This window comes from Micrococcus sp. KRD026 (genome assembly GCF_017168445.1).
Lineage (GTDB): Bacteria > Actinomycetota > Actinomycetes > Actinomycetales > Micrococcaceae > Micrococcus > Micrococcus luteus.
Window position 1 is genome coordinate 142,972 of record NZ_JABFBA010000023.1, and the last position, 17,926, is coordinate 160,897.

16 protein-coding genes and 1 pseudogene are annotated in these 17,926 nt (G+C 69.3%); 13 read left to right on the plus strand and 4 right to left on the minus strand.

Annotated features, from left to right (window positions below; translation table 11 throughout):
* Positions 1–188: 188 nt before the first annotated feature.
* The 13 genes from J1M40_RS08320 (at position 189) to J1M40_RS13045 (ending at position 14,881) form a co-directional block, all read left to right on the plus strand.
* Complete coding sequence (locus J1M40_RS08320) at positions 189–2,039, plus strand: nucleoside-diphosphate sugar epimerase/dehydratase (RefSeq protein WP_206450683.1); 1,851 nt, start codon at positions 189–191, stop codon at positions 2,037–2,039.
* The gene (locus J1M40_RS08325; protein WP_206450684.1) at positions 2,032–3,162 is read left to right on the plus strand and encodes a DegT/DnrJ/EryC1/StrS aminotransferase family protein; all 1,131 of its coding nucleotides are present in this window, start codon (positions 2,032–2,034) and stop codon (positions 3,160–3,162) included. The genes J1M40_RS08320 and J1M40_RS08325 overlap by 8 nt, the downstream gene beginning before the upstream one ends.
* Positions 3,159–3,797: a sugar transferase gene (locus J1M40_RS08330; protein WP_270618484.1), complete on the plus strand. Its 639-nt coding sequence runs from the start codon at positions 3,159–3,161 to the stop codon at positions 3,795–3,797. Before J1M40_RS08325 ends, J1M40_RS08330 begins: the two co-directional genes overlap by 4 nt.
* Complete coding sequence (locus J1M40_RS08335; RefSeq protein WP_206450685.1) at positions 3,794–4,435, plus strand: NeuD/PglB/VioB family sugar acetyltransferase; 642 nt, start codon at positions 3,794–3,796, stop codon at positions 4,433–4,435. The genes J1M40_RS08330 and J1M40_RS08335 overlap by 4 nt, the downstream gene beginning before the upstream one ends.
* On the plus strand, positions 4,432–5,721 hold the full coding sequence (locus J1M40_RS08340; RefSeq protein ID WP_206450686.1) for a glycosyltransferase family 4 protein: 1,290 nt from the start codon (positions 4,432–4,434) through the stop codon (positions 5,719–5,721). Before J1M40_RS08335 ends, J1M40_RS08340 begins: the two co-directional genes overlap by 4 nt.
* Positions 5,690–6,841 (plus strand): glycosyltransferase family 4 protein, encoded by a 1,152-nt coding sequence (locus tag J1M40_RS08345; protein WP_206450687.1) that lies wholly within the window; start codon positions 5,690–5,692, stop codon positions 6,839–6,841. The genes J1M40_RS08340 and J1M40_RS08345 overlap by 32 nt, the downstream gene beginning before the upstream one ends.
* Positions 6,838–8,286: a hypothetical protein gene (locus J1M40_RS08350; RefSeq protein WP_206450688.1), complete on the plus strand. Its 1,449-nt coding sequence runs from the start codon at positions 6,838–6,840 to the stop codon at positions 8,284–8,286. The genes J1M40_RS08345 and J1M40_RS08350 overlap by 4 nt, the downstream gene beginning before the upstream one ends.
* Before the next feature lie 77 nt (positions 8,287–8,363).
* Positions 8,364–9,533 (plus strand): lipopolysaccharide biosynthesis protein, encoded by a 1,170-nt coding sequence (locus tag J1M40_RS08355; protein WP_206450689.1) that lies wholly within the window; start codon positions 8,364–8,366, stop codon positions 9,531–9,533.
* 58 nt (positions 9,534–9,591) lie between these two features.
* Positions 9,592–10,902 (plus strand): nucleotide sugar dehydrogenase, encoded by a 1,311-nt coding sequence (locus J1M40_RS08360; RefSeq protein ID WP_206450708.1) that lies wholly within the window; start codon positions 9,592–9,594, stop codon positions 10,900–10,902.
* Positions 10,899–11,516, plus strand: coding sequence for an acyltransferase (locus tag J1M40_RS08365; protein WP_206450690.1), 618 nt, complete (start codon positions 10,899–10,901; stop codon positions 11,514–11,516). The genes J1M40_RS08360 and J1M40_RS08365 overlap by 4 nt, the downstream gene beginning before the upstream one ends.
* Complete coding sequence (locus J1M40_RS08370) at positions 11,509–12,612, plus strand: DegT/DnrJ/EryC1/StrS family aminotransferase (protein WP_206450691.1); 1,104 nt, start codon at positions 11,509–11,511, stop codon at positions 12,610–12,612. Before J1M40_RS08365 ends, J1M40_RS08370 begins: the two co-directional genes overlap by 8 nt.
* A complete protein-coding gene (locus J1M40_RS08375; protein WP_206450692.1) occupies positions 12,609–13,604 on the plus strand; it encodes a Gfo/Idh/MocA family protein in 996 nt (331 codons plus the stop codon). Before J1M40_RS08370 ends, J1M40_RS08375 begins: the two co-directional genes overlap by 4 nt.
* A gap of 476 nt (positions 13,605–14,080) precedes the next feature.
* Positions 14,081–14,881 carry an O-antigen ligase family protein gene (locus tag J1M40_RS13045; RefSeq protein WP_356972599.1) on the plus strand — a complete coding sequence of 267 codons (801 nt, stop codon included), beginning with the start codon at positions 14,081–14,083 and terminating at the stop codon, positions 14,879–14,881.
* A gap of 125 nt (positions 14,882–15,006) precedes the next feature.
* Here J1M40_RS13045 and J1M40_RS08385 read toward each other — a convergent pair whose 3' ends face one another.
* The 4 genes and pseudogenes from J1M40_RS08385 to J1M40_RS08390 form a co-directional block, all read right to left on the minus strand.
* Positions 15,007–16,041 (minus strand): transposase, encoded by a 1,035-nt coding sequence (locus J1M40_RS08385; protein WP_342356895.1) that lies wholly within the window; start codon positions 16,039–16,041, stop codon positions 15,007–15,009.
* Positions 16,042–16,119, minus strand: a pseudogene (locus J1M40_RS12995) (hypothetical protein); the annotation flags it as partial.
* A gap of 9 nt (positions 16,120–16,128) precedes the next feature.
* Entirely contained in the window at positions 16,129–16,275 is a 147-nt protein-coding gene (locus tag J1M40_RS13050) for a transposase family protein (RefSeq protein ID WP_356972578.1), read from the minus strand.
* Between the two features lie 365 nt (positions 16,276–16,640).
* Complete coding sequence (locus J1M40_RS08390; protein WP_206450694.1) at positions 16,641–17,840, minus strand: glutamate--cysteine ligase; 1,200 nt, start codon at positions 17,838–17,840, stop codon at positions 16,641–16,643.
* Positions 17,841–17,926: the final 86 nt, after the last annotated feature.

Consider the following 17,926-nt stretch of genomic DNA (forward strand, 5'->3'; position numbering starts at 1 on the left):
GCCCGTCTGCATGCGAGTGGTCGAGGCGGGCTATGACGTGGTAGTGACCTCCGACCGTGCCGACGTGGACCACTCGGCCGTTGCAACACTCCGCGTACCCGTGTACGGCACCCGCAATCTGTTCTCCGCCGGGGATAACGTGACCGTTCTGTGATGTCGAGGGGTGCGGAAAGAGAAGGAGTACGGCGATGACAACCAAGGCGTGGACGGCAGCGAGACGCCCCGATTGGGCGATCACCCTCGTGTGCGATGTCGGGGTGTGGGCGGTGGCGCTGGCCGTTGCCACGCTGTTCCGTTTTGACTTCGCCGTGGGCCCGGTCCGATGGGCGGGCGTGCTCAGCGTCGTCGTGCTCACCGCGGTGGTGCAACTGGTGGCTGGGTACCTCATGGGCTTCTACCGCGGACGGTACGGCTACGGCACGTTTGAAGAGGTCCGCGGTCTGACGGCACTTGTTATCGGCGTGTCGGCCCTGGTCACTGCCGTGTTGCTGGTGGTGGGGGACGCATGGCAGGTCCCGCGGAGCCTACTGCTCATCGCGGGGCCCATTGCGCTGGTCCTCATGCTGGGGCTGCGCTACATCCATCGCCTGCGGCGGGAGGCGAGGATTGGCCCCGGCGAGGACGCCGCCCCCACCCTCATCTACGGGGCAGGCATGCTGGGCGAGGTTCTTGCGCGCCGGATGCAGATCGACTCGGAGTCCGAGTACCGGCCCGTCGGGTTCCTGGACGACGACCCCGGCCTGCGGCGGCGTGTGGTGCGGGGTGTCCCCGTGGTGGGGGCTCTCAAGGATCTGCGCAGGGCAGTGGACCGCACGGGTGCCACCGAGCTGATCGTGGCCATCGCGGCCGCCGACAACCGCCTCATCCGCGCGGTGGCGGATGCCGCCGCCCCGTTGAGCCTCCATGTGCGGGTGCTGCCGGTGCTGGACCGCCAGCTGACGTCCGCCGTGGGTCTGGAGGACCTGCGGAACCTGTCCATCGAGGACCTGATCGGCCGCGAGCCGGTGGACACTCAGGTGGACACGGCGGCCGAGTACCTTGTGGGGAAGCGGGTGCTCGTCACTGGCGCCGGCGGGTCGATCGGCTCGGAGCTGTGCCGTCAGATCGTGAAGTACGCCCCGGCGGAGCTGATCATGGTGGACCGGGATGAGACCGCCCTGCAGGACGCCCAGCTGGCGACCGTGGGCCACGGGCTTCTGGACACCGAGGATGTGGTTTTGGCGGATATCCGTGACGTGGCTGCTCTGAACCGCATCTTCCAGGACCGCCGCCCGGAGGTGGTGTATCACGCCGCAGCCCTGAAGCATCTGCCCATGCTGGAGCAGTACCCCGAGGAGGCGTGGAAGTCCAACGTCCTCGGCACGTTGAACGTGCTTGAGGCGGCCCGGGCGGTGGGCGTCGATGTGTTCATCAACATCTCCACGGACAAGGCGGCCAACCCCACGTCCGCCCTCGGGCACTCCAAGCGGGTGGCTGAGAAGCTCACGGCCTGGATGGCGCGGGAGACGGGGCGGCCCTACCTCTCCGTGAGGTTCGGCAATGTGATCGGCAGCCGCGGATCCATGTTGCCCACGTTCCGGCGGCTGATTGAACAGGGCGGCCCGGTGACCGTCACCCACCCGGAGGTGACCCGATACTTCATGACCATCCCGGAGGCCTGCCATCTGGTCATCCAGGCCGGAGCCATCGGCCGGCCAGGTGAGGTGATGATCCTGGATATGGGGGAGCCGGTGCGGATTCTGGACATCGCCCAGCGGATGATCGCCATGTCCGGGAAGGACGTCCCTATCACGTTCACAGGACTCCGCCACGGGGAGAAGCTCCACGAGGAGCTCATCGGGCAGGGCGAGACGGATGACCGTCCCTTCCACCCGAAGATCTCCCACGCGCGGGTGCGGCCCCTCGACCCGGAGCTCATGGACCGTCGCACCTGGTTGGAGCGCATGGGGTACGTGGTCGGCGCCGACGGCGACGTCTTGCCGGCCAAGCATGCCCCTCTCCCGGACCCGCAGTCGAAGGAAGTGCCCGAGCATGAGTGAAGACCGCATCCTGATGTCCACGCCCGACGTCGGCCCGGCGGAGGAGGCGGCGGTCGTCGCAGCCATCCGCTCCGGCTGGATCGCGCCTCTGGGACCCGACGTGGACGCGTTCGAGGGGGATATGGCAGCCCGTCTCGGGGTGGGCCACGCCGTTGCGCTGTCCTCCGGGACCGCGGCCCTCCACCTCGGCCTCCTGACCCTGGGTGTCGGCCCGGGGGATGTGGTCGTCACCTCCTCCATGACCTTCGCCGCCACGGCGAACGTCATCGAGTACACGGGGGCCACCCCCTATTTCGTTGACTGCCTCGAGGACAGCGGGAACATGGATCCCGCGCTCCTCGAGCAGGTCTTGGGCGACCTGAGGGCCGAGGGCCGCCCGGCCGCAGCCCTCGTGCCTGTGGACCTGCTGGGGAAGGCCTGCGACTACGGCGCGCTCCTCCCGGTGGCTGAGGCCTACGGGGTCCCCGTGCTCTGCGACGCGGCGGAGTCACTCGGAGCGTCCCACGACGGAGTGCCCACCGGCCGCTTCGGACGGGCGTCGGCCTTCTCCTTCAACGGCAACAAGATCCTGACGACGTCCGGTGGCGGCATGCTGGTGACCGACGACGAGGCGTTCGCGAACCGGGTCCGCTACCTCGCGACCCAGGCGCGGCAGCCGGTGGTGCACTACGAGCACACGGACATTGGCTACAACTATCGACTCTCCAACCTCCTGGCCGCGCTCGGCCGGGCGCAGCTGTCGCGGTTGGACGAGATGATGGACCGCCGCCGCCGGTGGCGCGAGGGGTATCGCGAGCTCGTCGCCCAGGTGGATGGCGTCGAGGTCTTCGGCGGCGACGACGAGGAGGACAACTGCTGGCTCACCTCGATCGTGGTGGACCCGGCCGTCGCGCCGCAGTCGGCCGAGGAGCTCCGCCGACTTCTGGACGCCGCGCACATCGAGTCCCGCCCCCTATGGAAGCCCATGCACCGCCAGCCCGTGTTCGCCGACCGGCCGTCCGCCGTCACCGGCGCGGCGGACCGTCTCTTCGCCACCGGCCTGACGCTGCCGTCCGGCTCGGCCATGACCCCCGAGGCGTTCGACCGTGTTCGCACCGTGCTCGCCGAGGCGTGGGGCCTGTGATCGCGGGCCGGGCATACCTCCCGCTCAAGCGGGCGATGGACGTGGCCGTGGCCGGCGTCGGGCTCGTCGCCGCGGCCCCGGTCATGGCAGTGACCGCCGCCGCTGTCGCCGCCCGTCTGGGCCTCCCCGTGCTGTTCACGCAGCGACGGCCCGGCCGGAACGGCGAGGTGTTCACCCTCTACAAGTTCCGCACCATGAGGAACGCGTCGCCGGCCGAGGGGCTCGTCAGCGATGCCGACCGCATGACCCCCCTGGGCGGGTTCCTCCGGGCCACGAGCCTGGACGAGCTGCCGTCGCTGTGGAACGTCCTTCGGGGGGACATGTCGTTGGTGGGTCCGCGGCCACTCCTGGAGGCATACCTGCCCCTGTACACCCCTGCCCAGGCCCGGCGACACGAGGTGCGCCCCGGGATCACCGGCCTCGCCCAGGTCTCCGGCCGCAACGCCGTGAGCTGGGAGGACCGCTTCGCCCTCGATGTTCGCTACGTGGACGACCTCTCCCTCGCCAACGATCTCCGCATCCTCCTGCGGACCGCCCGCTCCGTCCTCGTCCGTGAGGGGATCTCCGCCGAGGGCCACGCCACCGTCGCCCCCTTCCTGGGGAGCACCGTCCGAGACCAGGAGGCCCGCTCATGAACCGCCCGCTCCACATCCTCGGGGCCGGAGGCTTCGGCAGGGAGGCGGCCGACGTTGTCGAGGCGGCGCTGCGAGCGGGGACGACGGCCGGATGGACGCTGGCCGGCGTCTATGACGACGCCATCTCCGAGCAGAAACTGCGGCGGCTGGAGGAACGGGGTCTCGCCTACCTGGGCGCCCTTCCGCCCAACCCGCCGGAGCCGGGCGCGGGACTGATCGTAGCGATCGGCGACCCCGTGGCGCGGCAACGGGTGAGCGCCCGCGCCGCCGCGGCGGGCTGGACCTTCCCCGCCGTGGTGCACCCCGAGGCCGTCGTCGGCAGCCGCCTGACGATGGGAGACGGGGTCGTCGTCTGCGGCGGCGTGCATGTGTCCACCAATGTCACGCTGGGCGACCACGTCCACCTGAACCCCCACTCCACGATCGGCCACGACGCGCGGCTCGAGGACTGCGTGTCCGTCAACCCGGCCGCCGTCATCTCGGGGGAGGTCCTCGTGCGGACCTGCACCCTGATCGGCGCCGGTGCCACCGTGCTCCAGGGCCTCGTGGTGGGAGCCCGGAGCACCGTGGGAGCCATGGCCTGCGTCACCCGCGACGTGGCGGACCGGGCGATTGTGAAGGGAGTGCCTGCTCGATGAGATTCCCCCGCCCCCGCGTACGGAGCCCCCGCGCCCGCAGGTCCGTCAGCATCATCAACCACTACGCGCCCTTCCCCGAGAAGGACGGGTGGTCCGGACTCCACCTCGAGATGGCACGGGAGCTCCAGCACTCGACCTGGGACGTCCACGTCGTGGCGGCGGGCACCTCCCACCCCGGGGGTCGCTCCGCTATGAAGGGCGACCGCCCTGTGGAAGAGGTCTACTCGCGCGGTGCGAGGTCCTTCTGGCTCCGTGTGCCCGAGTACGAGGGGAACGGGCTGGCCCGGATCCGCAACATGGCCGTGTTCAGCCTCCGGCTCCTCGACCCCCGGGTCCTGCGCGCCGTCCCGCGTCCCGACGTGGTGACGGGCCGCGTCGTGAACCCCGCGGCCGCGGTCACCAGCTGGCTCATGGCCAAGGCGCTGGGCGTCCCTTATGTACTGGAGATCAGCGACATCTGGCCGGCGACCCTGGTGGAGCTGGGGAAGGTGCGCGAGGGCGGCATCGTAGCGCGGGCGCTGGGCGCGACGGAGACGGTGCTCATCCGCTCCGCCGACGCCGTGATGTCCCCCCTGCCCCACATCGACGACTACCTCCGTGACCGGGGGTTCGGGTCCAAGCCGTTCCACTGGATCCCCAACGGGATCGCCGTGCCCGAGGGTGCGACCCCGTCCGCCGGGGCCGCGCCCCGGGAGGCCGGCGAGCCGTTCCGGTTCATGTACTTCGGCTCACTCGGCCACGCGAACGCCGTGGACACGATCATCCACGCGTTCGCCGAACTCGCGCAGGCCCACGGGCCCGGTGCCGCCACCCTCGAGATCGTGGGCAGCGGCCCTCTCGCCGAGGCGCTCAAGGACCTCGCCGAGGGCCTGGGGATGGACGGGCGGGTCGTGTTCACCGGGCGGATACCCCGGGACGAGGTCGTGGCCTACGCCCAGCGTGCGGACGCCCTCGTGGCGAACATGAGGAACCTCGACCTCTACCGCTACGGCGTCGCACTCAACAAGATGTTCGACTACCTGCTCGCCCGGAAACCCGTGATCTTCGCGGCCAGCGCGAAGAACAACATCGTCCGGGACGCTGACGCGGGCCTCACCGTGCCCGGCGACGACGCCGAGGCGATCCGCGGGGCCATGGAGGCCATGATGGCGGCCGACGAGGACCAGCGTCGTCGCTGGGCTGAGAACGGTGCGGCGCACGTCCTCGAAAACTACACCTACAAGGCCTCGGCCACGCGCTTCGAAAGGATGCTCGATGAAGTCTCGGAAGCACACCATGGGCGCTGACCGGCAGGCACGACCCCGCACGGTGGAGGGGCGCATCCTGCACCTGTCCTCCGCCCACCCGTGGACCGACAACCGGATCCACCTCCGGGAGGCGTCTGCTCTGGCCAAGGCCGGGATGGACGTCGGCCTGGTCGCGGTGGACAACGACCTCTCGGCGGTGGAGACCGGGGTCCGCGTGGTTCGGACCGCCCCTCGAGGGCGTCTGGGACGGATGACCCTGGGCGCCGTCAGTGCCCTGCGCGCCGCGGTGCGTTCACGGGCCCAGGTGGTGCACCTCCACGATCCCGAGCTGATCTGGACCGTGCCCGTCCTCCAGGCGTTGGGCCGCACGGTGGTCTACGACGCCCACGAGGACCTCCCTTCCCAGGTCATGCACAAGCCCTACATCCATCCGGTGGTGCGCACGGGGCTCGCCGCAGTCTCCTCAGCCCTCCTGCGGGTGGCGGACCGGGCAGACCTGGTCGTGGCCGCGACGGAGACGGTGGCCGAGCGCTTCGACCCCTCGCACACCGTCGTGGTCCGCAACTTCCCGCAGGCTGTCCCCCAGGAGCGGGCCATCGTCCCGGTGTCCCGGCGGCCCCTCACCGCCGTGTACGTGGGCGGGCTCTCCGAGGCGCGGGGGACCGGCGACCTCGTCGCGGCCGCCGGCTCCGAGGCCTGGCCCGAGGGTTGGACGCTGTCGATGGCGGGCCCCGGCGCCGGCTTCCTGGTGGATGGGCTAAAGGCGGAGCGAGGGTGGTCGCGCGTCGAGCACCACGGCCTCGTCGCACCCCTGGACGCCCGCCGCCTAGTGGCCGAGGCCCGCGTCGGGCTGGTCGTCCTCCGCGACACCCCGAACCACCGGCTCGCGCTGCCCACCAAGATGTTCGAGTACATGGCCGCCGGGACACCGGTGATCGCCTCCGACTTCCCGCTGTGGCGCTCCATCCTGGAGCGGTACGACTGCGGCATCCTGGTGGACGCGGGCGACCCCGAGCAGATCGCGTCCGCGGTCCGCCGGTACGCCGAGGATCCGGAATTCCTGGAGCGTCACTCCGCGAACGCCCTGCATGCGTACCGCACGGAGGTGAACTGGGAGGCCGAGAGCCGGGTCCTCGTCGCGGCCTACGAGGCGCTGTGAGCGCCGGGACCCTGCAGAGTCTCCGCCGGGCCGGGGTCGACACCCGGTCGGTGGGGCCGACGGGACGAGCGCTCCTGCGTCCGTTCCTGGCGCTGGCCCTGGTTCTGGCCTACGCCTGGCTCCTGCATCATCTCTACTCCACGCAGATTAGTCCGTTTTTCTCCTACCTGGGGTATCGGTACAAGGCGCCGACGCCGGGCTACACGGTCCTCTCGCTCGTCGTGGTGTGGCTGGTCGCGATGCTGCTGCCGGCTTCCATGCGGCGGCCCTCCGCGCTCATCCTGTGGGTGCTGTTCGTCCTCACGGTGGCCCCGTCCCTGCTGATGGCGGGATACACGTCCTACCTCGGCCCGGACCGAGCGGTGACGACCTGCCTGGTCCTGGGCTTCTCCTACGCCGTGGCCGTCCTCCTCACCCGCCCGTCGACGGCGGCTCGGCTTGACGTCTCCCTCCCCCCGTGGCTCTTCCGGGCGATCCTGCTCCTCGTCTGCGCCCTGACGTACGGGATCCTGGCTGTCGAGGGGGCGCTGTCTGTCTCCCCCGTGGGCCTGGACTCCGTATACGACCTGCGGGAGGACTACTCCGCGGTGGTGGGCTCCAACGCACTTCTCGGCTACCTCGTGTTCAACCAGGCGAACGTGGTCAATCCGCTGATCTTCGCCCGGGGGATTCGGTCTGGCCGGTGGCACCTCGCCGCGGCGGGACTGCTGGGCCAGTGGACCCTCTACGCGAGCACCGGATTCAAGACCGTCATCTTCTCCACGCTCGTCCTCGTGATCGTCATGGTGATCTACCTGAGACGGAATCCCCTGGGCATCCTCGTCCTCTTCGGTGCGTGCGCCGTCATGCTCCTCGCCTGGGGAGTGGACGCGGCCACGGACAACCAGGCGAGTCTGACCTCGCTGTTCGGGCGGCGATTCCTGATGACCCCGGGCGTGTTCACCTCGGTCTATGTGGCCTTCTTCTCCGAGAACCCCCTGGCCTTCCTGGGCCACTCGGTCTTGAGCCCCTTCTTTGACTATCCCTACGAGACCTCCATCCCCTACGTGATCGGGGACTGGATGGCGGGTCTGCCGTCCATGGCCGCCAACGCCAACCTCTTCGCGGACGGCTTCGCCAACTTCGGGTGGGGCGGCGTCGTGGGGGTGGCGGTGTTCCTCGCCCTCTACGCGCGCACGGTGGACGCCGTCTCCACGCATCTGCCGGGCTGGGTCGCCGCGCTGGTGATGGTCATGCCCACCATCGCCCTGTCCAACACCTCGCTCTTCACGGCGGTCCTTTCCCACGGCCTCGGCTTGGCGCTAGTCCTCCTACTGACCGCCCCGGCTACGGGGTGGCAGCGGTCTGGCCCCTCGTCATCACGGCGCCGGACGAGGCCCGCGGCGTCCTCGAAGCCGGTCCGCGGTAGGCCAGGAGTCCGCCTCCCACGGGGGGCCGACCGGTGAACGCGCGGCGTCGACTCCGTACCGCCCTCGGAGGGGCCGGCCTTGTCGGGATCGGGCTGCTGGTGGGGCAGGGCGCCGTGGTCCTGACTACTCCGCTCGTCGCGCGCCTGTACGGCCCGGCCGCTCTGGGCGACGCCACCGTCTTCCTCGGCCTCACCGCCGTGCTCTCTCCGCTCCTGACCCTGCGCCTCGAGCTGCTCATGCCGGCCGCGGGGGAGGGTGAGGCTCGCTGGCTCGAGCGCACGGGATACCGGGCGGCACTGATCATCTCCTTCATGGCCGCGGTCGTCTACGGTGCGCTGATCCGGCCGGGCGACGGCGTCGGCATCCTGTTCTTCTGGGTCGCGTCCTTCAGCCTGGGAGCCATGGCCGTGTCCGCGCAGTCCCTCATCCGGGAGCAGCGGTACGGGAGGATCGCCCTCGGCAAGGCCACCACGGGCCTGGCCACCGCAGCCACGCAGCTCGGGGCCGGACTTCGAGGGCTCCTTTCGAACGGTCTGGAACTCGGCTACGCCGTCGGCTATCTCTCCAGCTTCGTCGTGCAACGTGCGGGGCGGCGGGCGCGCCCCGACGTCGTCGGCCGTCCCCCGTCGGCGGAGCGACACGCGCTCCTCGCATCCGGCCTCCGTCTGGCACTGGCGGGAGTGATGAACGTGATGTCGCTCTGGCTTATCCTCTTCGCTGTCCGCCTGCACTTCGGGGACCACGAGGCAGGGCTCTACTCGGCGGTCTTCAGAGTTCTGATCACTCCAGTTGGCCTGGTCACGGCCTCCCTCCTCCCGCTGGTCACCGGAGGAGTGGGTGCGGCGGTCCGAAACGGTCGGACCGTCGGCGGGCCGACCCGGCGCTGGCTGCGGCTCCTGCTGCCCGTCGGCCTCCTCGTGACCGTGACGCTGTGGCTCGTCCCCGGCTCCTGGCTCGTGCTGCTCTTCGGCCCCGAGTTCGAGGGCGTGGGCGTCTACACCCGCGCCCTGGCATTCTTCGTGGGGGCGCAGATCCTCGCGGGTCCGCTGGGACAGCTCCTGGTGGTTCTCGGCCGTCCTCGGACCCAGCTGGCGTGGGACGCATGCCGTTTCGGGAGCCTGGTTGCCCTGTCGGTGGCCGCGCCCTGGATCTTCGCGGATGCCGCTTCCATGGTGGTCGCCCTCGCCTCGGTGCTCGGCGTCTGCTACCTCGCCTACCTGGCGCTGGTGCTACAGAGCGCCCGCGCCCATGACCTCTCGCTGAGCCCGGCGGGATCTGCCTAAGGTGGTCTCCGCGCATCTGCCCATTGGAAAGAGAAATACCGTGACTCAACCCACACCCTTGAAGATCGCCGTCGTCGCCCTCGGCAAGATCGGCCTGCCGCTCGCAGTGCAGTTCGCCAGCAAGGGACACGAGGTGGTGGGCGTGGACGTCAACGCCGCCGTCGTGGACCTGGTCAACGCGGGCACCGAGCCGTTCCCCGGCGAGGCCCACCTGCAGGAGAAGCTCTCCGAGGCCGTCTCCGACGGCCGGCTGCGCGCCACCACCGAGTACGGGGACGCGATCCCCGGCGCGGACGCCGTGGTCCTCGTGGTGCCGCTGTTCGTGGACGAGGAGGCGCGCCCCGACTTCGGCTGGATGGACGGGGCCACCGCCGAGCTGGCGAAGCACCTGACCCCGGGCACGCTCGTGTCCTACGAGACCACCCTGCCCGTGGGCACCACCCGCACCCGCTGGAAGCCGATGCTGGAGGAGGGCTCCGGCCTGACCGAGGGCGAGGACTTCCATCTGGTGTTCTCCCCGGAGCGCGTGCTCACGGGCCGCGTGTTCGAGGACCTGCGCCGCTACCCCAAGCTGATCGGCGGCCTGACCCCGGCCGGCGCCGAGCGCGCCCGCGAGTTCTACGAGGCCGTGCTGGACTTCGACGAGCGGCCTGACCTGTCCCGTCCCAACGGCGTGTGGGACCTCGGCTCCGCGGAGGCCTCCGAGATGGCCAAGCTCGCGGAGACCACCTACCGCGACGTCAACATCGGCCTGGCGAACGAGTTCGCCCGCTACGCCGGCTCGGCCGGGATCGACATCTACCAGGTGATCGAGGCCTCCAACTCGCAGCCGTACAGCCACATCCACCGCCCGGGCATCGCGGTGGGCGGCCACTGCATCCCGGTCTACCCGCGCCTGTACCTGTGGAACGACCCGGCCGCGGACATCGTCCGCACCGCGCGCGCCGTGAACGCCTCGATGCCGGACTTCGCCGTGGACCTGCTCGCCCAGGCCCACGGCGACCTCGCCGGTCAGCGCGTCGTCGTGCTGGGCGCCGCCTACCGCGGCGGCGTGAAGGAGACCGCGTTCTCCGGTGTGTTCGCCACCGTGGGCGCCCTGCGCACCCGCGGCGCCGAGGTCACCGTGGACGACCCGATGTACACGGACGAGGAGCTCACCGCGCTGGGCTTCACCCCGCACACCGCGGGCGCCGAGGTCGACGCCGCCATCCTGCAGACGGACCACGCCGAGTACCGCGCCCTCACCCCGGCCGACCTGCCGGGCGTGCGCACCTTCGTGGACGGCCGCAACGTCACCGACGCCGACGCCTGGGCGGGCGTGACCCGTCGGGTCATCGGCCTGCCGCAGGACGCCGAGGCCACCCGGTGAGCGGGAACGTCTTCACCGCCGCCTCGGCCGACGTGGCCGAGGACGCCGTCCTCGGCGCCGGCACCAAGGTCTGGCACCTCGCGCAGGTCCGTGAGCAGGCCCGCCTCGGCGAACGCTGCATCGTCGGTCGCGCGGCCTACATCGGCACCGGGGTGGAGCTCGGCGACGACTGCAAGGTCCAGAACCTCGCGCTCGTGTACGAGCCGGCCACGCTGGGCCGGGGCGTGTTCATCGGCCCCGCCGTGGTGCTCACCAACGACACCTACCCCCGCGCCGTGAACCCGGACCTGTCCCAGAAGTCCGCCTCGGACTGGGACGCCGTGGGCGTGGACATCGGGGACGGGGCCGCGATCGGCGCCCGCTCCGTGTGCGTGGCCCCCGTGCGCATCGGCGCGTGGGCGCTCGTGGCAGCCGGGTCCGTGGTGACCCGTGACGTGCCGGACTTCGGCCTCGTGGCCGGGGTGCCCGCGCGTCGGATCGGGTGGGTGGGCCGCACCGGCCGCCGGCTCGAGGAGAGGGACGGGGTCTGGGTCTGCCCGGACACGTCCGAGACGTTCGTGGAGGCCGACGGCGTGCTGCGCCCGGCCGAGGACCAGGAGGAGACCCGTGGCTGAGTTCATCCCGCCCGCCAAGCCCATCATCGGAGACGAGGAGCGCGCCGCCGTCGACCGCGTGCTCCGCTCGGGCATGGTCGCCCAGGGACCGGAGGTCAAGGCCTTCGAGGAGGAGTTCGGCGAGGTCCTCGTGGAGGGCTGGGACTGCGTCGCCGTCAACTCCGGCACCTCCGGCCAGCACCTCGGCCTGCTCGCCTCGGGCGTCGGCCCCGGCGACGAGGTCATCGTGCCCGCCTTCACCTTCGCGGCGACCGGCAACGCCGTCGCCCTGACGGGTGCGACCCCGGTCTTCGCGGACGTGGACCTCCAGACATACACCCTCGACCCCCAGGACGTGCGCGCCAAGGTGACGGAGCGGACCGCCGCCGTCATGCCGGTGCACCTGTACGGCCACCCGGCCCGCATGGACGAGCTCGAGGTGATCTGCCGCGAGCACGGTCTCCAGCTGTTCGAGGATGCGGCGCAGGCGCACGGCGCCCGCTGGAAGGGGCGCCCCGTGGGCACCTTCGGGGCGTGGGGCATGTTCAGCCTCTACCCGACCAAGAACATGACCTCGGGCGAGGGCGGCATGGTCTCCGTGGGGGAGGATGACGTCGCTCGTCGCCTGCGCCTGCTGCGCAACCAGGGCATGGAGGTCCAGTACCGCAATGAGCTCGTGGGCTTCAACAACCGCATGACGGACATCCACGCGGCCATCGGCCGGGTGCAGCTGACCAAGGTCGGCGCATGGACCCGGCGCCGGCAGGAGATCGCCGCCCGCTTCGACGCCGAGCTGCGCGGGGTCACCGTGCCGACGGTGCTCGAGGGCGCCGAGCACGTGTACCACCAGTACACGGTCCGCCTACCCGAGGAGCTGGCCGGGACGCGGGCGGACATGCTCGCCCGCCTGAAGGACGAGTTCGGGGTCGGCACGGGTGTCTACTACCCGGTGCCCACCAATGAGCTGCCCTCCTTCGGCGTCGAGGCGGACCTGCCGAACACCCGCGTGGCCGCGTCCACCGTGTTCTCCATCCCGGTCCACCCGTCCCTGACGGACGCGGACGTCACGCGCGTCGTCGAGGCCGTCAACACCGTGGTGGCGGAGGCCGGCGCATGAGCGTGCTGCGCACTGGACTGATCGGCCTGGGCATGATGGGACGCCACCACGCGCGCGTCATGCGCGGGATCGAGGGCACCGAGCTGGTCGCCGTCGCCGACGCGATGGGTGATCCGCACGGCGTGGCCGGGGATCTGCCTCTGTACGACTCCGTGCAGGGCCTGATCGACCACGGCGTGGACGCCGTCATGTGCGCGGTCCCGACCGGCCTGCACGAAGAGGTCGGCCTGGCCCTGGCCGAGGCCGGCGTGCACGTGATGGTCGAGAAGCCCATCGCGCACAGCACCGAGGCCGGCACCCGCCTGGTCCGCGCCTTCGACGAGGCCGGCCTCGTCGGCGCCGTGGGCCACATCGAGCGGTTCAACCCCGCCCTCCAGGAGATGCGCCGCCGGATCCAGGCCGGCGAGCTGGGCCGGGTCCTGCAGATCACGACCGTGCGCCAGGGCGGCTTCCCCGCCCGCATCGCCGACGTCGGGGTCGTCAAGGACCTCGGCACGCACGACATCGACCTGACCGCGTGGCTGGCGGACAGCCCGTTCACGCGCGTGGCCGCGGAGACCATGACCAACTCCGGCCGTGAGCACGAGGACATGGTGGTCGCCAACGGCCGCCTCGAGTGCGGGGCCATCACGAGCCACGTGGTGAACTGGCTCTCGCCGGTGAAGATCCGCCAGACCGTCGTCACCGGCGAGCTCGGCGCGTTCGTGGCGGACACCGTGCACGCGGACCTGACCTTCCAGGCCAACGGATCGGTCCGCACCCGCTGGGACGCGGTGTCCGCGTTCCGTGGCGTCTCCGAGGGGGACGTCACCCGTCTGGCGATCGAGAAGCCCGAGCCGCTGCACACCGAGCACGAGGCATTCCGCGACGCGATCCTCGGAGTCCGGCAGGAGCACGTGTCCATGGCGGAGGGTCTGGCCACACTGCGCGTGGCCGAGGCCCTCATCGCGTCCGCCGAACGGGGGGATTATATCTCCCTGCAATCCAAATGACGCGGCCTTTCATGCGCTCGCGCCGATTCGTTGGATTTGCGGGCGGAAGCGCGTTGGCCGCCGTGGTCTACGGTGGGCAGCTCGCAGCCAGTCCGTGGTTCTCCTGGTTCCCCGTTAATTTTCTCGCAGCATCTCTTGCGGTGGCCGTGGCCTCGAGTGCCATCCTTGCGTTGACGGGAGTTCGCTTCCCGGCATCGTCGGTTGTCCCCATTTTTGTCTGGATTCTTTTGCTTATCCCGGCCGCATGGTCGGGTGGATCCGTGTATGCGCATTCCAAATTAATCGCGCTACTCGTCGTAATGCCAGTTTAGCTATTGGGGGTTCTGCCACTATTTGTGGAACGTGCTGGTAGACTCGGATTTGTAGCCACTCTCGTCGGCATCGCGCTGCTAGCGGGGTCGTCAACAGTTACATTTGAAGGCGGCATCGAGGATCGCACAATTCTCGAAGGGGCCAACACTATCGGGACGGCTAGAATGATTGGGTCTGGGGCAATCGTCCTCTGGGTTCTGGGTCTGACGTGGAAGGGCAAGCTCAAGTGGCTCGTTAGGATTCTATCCATCGCCGCAGTTGTATTTCTTGGCGCTCGAATGCTTCAGACGGGAAGTCGCGCCCCCCTTTTGGCTCTCGGTGTGGCGATGGTCCTCGTGGTATTGTTAGTCGCAGGTCGAAGCAACAGGTTACGTTCGGCCTTTATCTTTTCAGGTTCACTCCTTTCTGTGATGGCATTGTGGCGTCTAATCCAGTCCGACGCTGTTGATTTGGAGTCTCGATCGGTCGCCTGGTTGTCGGGCGAGCGTGACACGTCCACTCAGGCGCGTCAGTTTCTCTGGGAGCAGGGGTTGCTGGCCGCGCGTCACAACCCCCTTGGCCTCGGATGGGGTGGGTTTACGGATCTTCCTTTCATTTCAGATTACTATCGATACCCCCACAACTTTGCCATAGAGTTGATATTGGAGGCCGGGTGGATCATTGGCGGGTTTGTGCTACTAGTCCTTCTTTCGTCTGGATTTCGCCTCTGGTTCCTGGCGGGGTCAAGCTCCCTGGTTTTGTCCACATTTAGCCTCTTTGTATTTTCTGTAATTAATGCTATGTTTTCTGGCGATATAAATGACAACCGATTGCTGTGGATTACGGCTGCAGCCGCCTGGGGAATTGCCGTAGGTGGTCGTAGCCGGTCTGCGGGTCGAATGGTAAGCTGCAACTCTTCGAACCGTCTTAAGTCACCACTTCGCACCAACGCCCAGGGGTGCGTTCTCACTTCTAGAAGGATGTGAGCTTGACGAAACGGATAGCGGCGAGACTTTGGCAAATTTGCTCCACCTGTAGAGCTCGAATTGGAGCATCCGCCGCTGTCAGGAAGTAAGCTTGGTAACTATGCAATCTAGTACTTGTCTGGCAGTCAACGCGGGGTGCCAGAGGTCCCACGGGCCGATCGTCGGCCGCGCCCCGCTTCATGCCATATGGGGCTATTCGCCGTTGATTGTGGGGTCATAGGTTGAGTCCGTCGCCGATGAGGATCATGCGCAGGCGGCGGGTATCGCGGTTGCGGAACTCGCGGGCGATGCGGCGGTGGAGCTCGATGAGTCCGTTGATGGCTTCGGTGCCGCGGTTGTTCGCGCCGCCGGTGTCGAAGTAGCCTAGGAATCTCGCTGCGCCACTGGTTCAGGGCCTTGCCGAGGCGCTTGACCTCTGCGATCGGGCAGGTCGCGAAGGCCCCGAGGATTACCTCGGCGATTGCTCTGCCGGTGGCGGGTGTGTCTTGGCGGTAGACGGAGCAGACCTGTCGGGCGCACAGCCAGGCGACCTCGACCTCGATGTGCCGTTCGTCGGCTGCCCACGCCGCCTGGAGTCGGACGCGTTGCCGGTCGGTGAGGTTCTCTCGTCCGGAGCGCAGAATGTTCCGGATCCGATAGAGGGGATAGCTCTTGCGGCCGCAGTAACCGCGGATCTCCCGCTGGACGCGGCGGCGGACATCGTCGACGACGGCGGTGGCGAGCGTGAAGACATGGAACGCGTCCATGACCGAGCGGGCGTCCTGGAGCTGGTCATCGATGGCGTTCTTGTACCCGTGGAACGGATCCAGTGTTGCTACCCCGACCCGCGCTCGGAAGGCGTCGCCGCAATCCTGAAGCCAGGTCCAGTAGGTCTGACCGGAGCGGCCCGGGACCAGGTCCAGCAGTCGCGCCCTGACCCTCAGTTCACCCGTGCTGTCGGGGTGGTGGGACAGGTCGACCATCCCGGTCAGCTCTCTCGGGCCATGCCCGCCGTCCTCGATCGGCTTGCTGAAGACGTGGTGCCAGATATGTTCGTCCACGCCGAGTCGGGTGACGTCCTCGAACCGGGCCGGGTCCTGGGCCGCAGCCTGCAGGAGCGGCTTAATCGTGTCCCACACCGTGCGCCAGCCGCAGCCAAGCTGACGTCGGACACCGTTCACGGACGCGTGCTGGCGACCGATCTGCTCGATCGCCCACCGAGCCGCCCGTGCCGTGAGCTTCGAGCGAGGTGCCGCGATGTTCTCGTCTTACTCGACGAACGACCCGACAGGATAGCCGGTTTCCGGGCACAGCCAGCGGCGCTTGCGCCATACGATCCGCACCGGCCGGCCGAACGCCGGCGCGTCGACCAGGCGCACAGCGACCCGGCCATGGGCATGAGCGATGCCCCGCATTCTCGGCAGCCCATCACTGTCGGCGGCGACTCCACCGTGATCGTCAAGGCGTCTCCACCCTCACTCGCGACCGAGGCCACGCTCAGCCCCGGCAACCCGACCAGTAGGTCGCATCGGTCGCAGTCGCCGCTGTCAGGGCAGCACGAAGTGGGCTCATTCACGTCGAAGTCCTTGCGATCAGAAGAGGTAGAAGTCCTCGTATCCTCTAGGGCCTCGACCCCTACCCGGCGGACCCCAGCATTTCAGCGCGTCGCCCTCACTCCACGCTCAACGGCGAAGAGCCCCAGATGGGTTAAACCATTAGCGGGTGCGTGCTGCCTGGAAGCATAGTGTGGTCCGGCCCTGTGATGAGCAGAGGCTGCCGTTCAGAGTGATGTCCCTTGCAACGAATCACGAGTCCGCGCCGCCGCGTCGAGCACCACGGCGCGCAGCGGGGCCACCGCGTCATCCGCGTCCTCACCCGCGGCCGGCGGGCCGGCCAGGGCCTGCGCCTCCACACGGCGCTGCCGGGCCGTGGCGCCGCCGTCGTCGATCATCGCCTGGACGCCGGCGAGCTCCGCCGCGCAGCCCAGCCGCTCGGCAACCGGGGCCAGCCGCTCGATCTCCGCCGGCAGGTGCTCCGCCAGCGGGACCTGGGTGCCGAGGGCGTCCACGATCACGGTGGCGTCCATGCCGTACCGGGCGGCGCGCCACTTGTTCTCCTGCACGTGCCACGGCGGCAGGACCTCGACCGTCTCGCCGCGCTCCAGGCTCGCGGACAGGTCATCCACGAGGCACTGCGTGTAGGCGGTCACGGCGGCGATCTCCTCGAGCGTGGCCAGGCCGTCGCACGCGCGCATCTCCACCGTGCCCAGGCGGGGCACGGCCCGCACGTCCCAGCGGCACTCGGTGACGTCCGCGATCATGCCCACCTGCTCCATCTGGGCCACGCAGCGCTCGAAGTCCTCCCACTCCTGGAACTGGAACGGCAGGCCGGCCGTGGGCAGCTGCTGGAACAGGAGGGTGCGCTGGGACTGGTAGCCCGTGTCCGTGCCCGCCCAGAAGGGGGAGGAGGCCGAGAGTGCGAGCAGGTGCGGCACTCGGTTGACCAGGCCGTTCACCACCGGCATGGCCTTGGAGACGTCGTCCAGGCCCACGTGCACGTGCACGCCGAAGATCAGCAGCTGCCGACCCCAGTACTGGGTGAGATCCAGCATGCGGTCGTAGCGCTCACTGGGCGTCGAGGGCTGCGCGATCGCGTCCGCGAACGGGTGCGTGCCCTGGCAGAACAGGGAGATGCCCCGCGCAGCCGCGGCGTCGGCCACGCGCGCGGCGATCCGGCCGAGGTCCGCCGTCGCGGCGTCGACGCGCTCGTGCACACCCGTGACGAGCTCCACCGTGTTCTGCAGGAGCTCGCTGGTCATGTGCGGGTTCACGTCGTCCTCGGCGAGGCCCTCGGTCACATGCAGGGCGCGCAGCAGGTCCGGGGCCTCGGAGCGCAGCTCGCCGGACACGGCGTCCACGAGCGCGAGCTCCCACTCGATTCCGAGAGTGGACTGCGCGGAGTCGGCGAAGGGCAGAGTCATGCCGCCCATCCTAGAAGCCCGTGCCGGGTCTGCGCCCGGGGTCCACGCTTCGGACCTAGGGTGGGGCGCATGGCCCGCCCCCGCCC

Excerpts from the sequence above, each read along its gene's own strand:
- J1M40_RS08320 (WP_206450683.1), top strand. The coding sequence starts at position 189 with ATGACAACCAAGGCGTGGACGGCAGCGAGACGCCCCGATTGGGCGATC.
- J1M40_RS08325 (WP_206450684.1), top strand. The coding sequence starts at position 2,032 with ATGAGTGAAGACCGCATCCTGATGTCCACGCCCGACGTCGGCCCGGCG.
- J1M40_RS08335 (WP_206450685.1), top strand. The coding sequence starts at position 3,794 with ATGAACCGCCCGCTCCACATCCTCGGGGCCGGAGGCTTCGGCAGGGAG.
- J1M40_RS08340 (WP_206450686.1), top strand. The coding sequence starts at position 4,432 with ATGAGATTCCCCCGCCCCCGCGTACGGAGCCCCCGCGCCCGCAGGTCC.
- J1M40_RS08345 (WP_206450687.1), top strand. The coding sequence starts at position 5,690 with ATGAAGTCTCGGAAGCACACCATGGGCGCTGACCGGCAGGCACGACCC.
- J1M40_RS08375 (WP_206450692.1), top strand. The coding sequence starts at position 12,609 with ATGAGCGTGCTGCGCACTGGACTGATCGGCCTGGGCATGATGGGACGC.
- J1M40_RS13045 (WP_356972599.1), top strand. The coding sequence starts at position 14,081 with ATGATTGGGTCTGGGGCAATCGTCCTCTGGGTTCTGGGTCTGACGTGG.
- J1M40_RS13050 (WP_356972578.1), bottom strand. The coding sequence starts at position 16,275 with ATGCGGGGCATCGCTCATGCCCATGGCCGGGTCGCTGTGCGCCTGGTC.
- J1M40_RS08390 (WP_206450694.1), bottom strand. The coding sequence starts at position 17,840 with ATGACTCTGCCCTTCGCCGACTCCGCGCAGTCCACTCTCGGAATCGAG.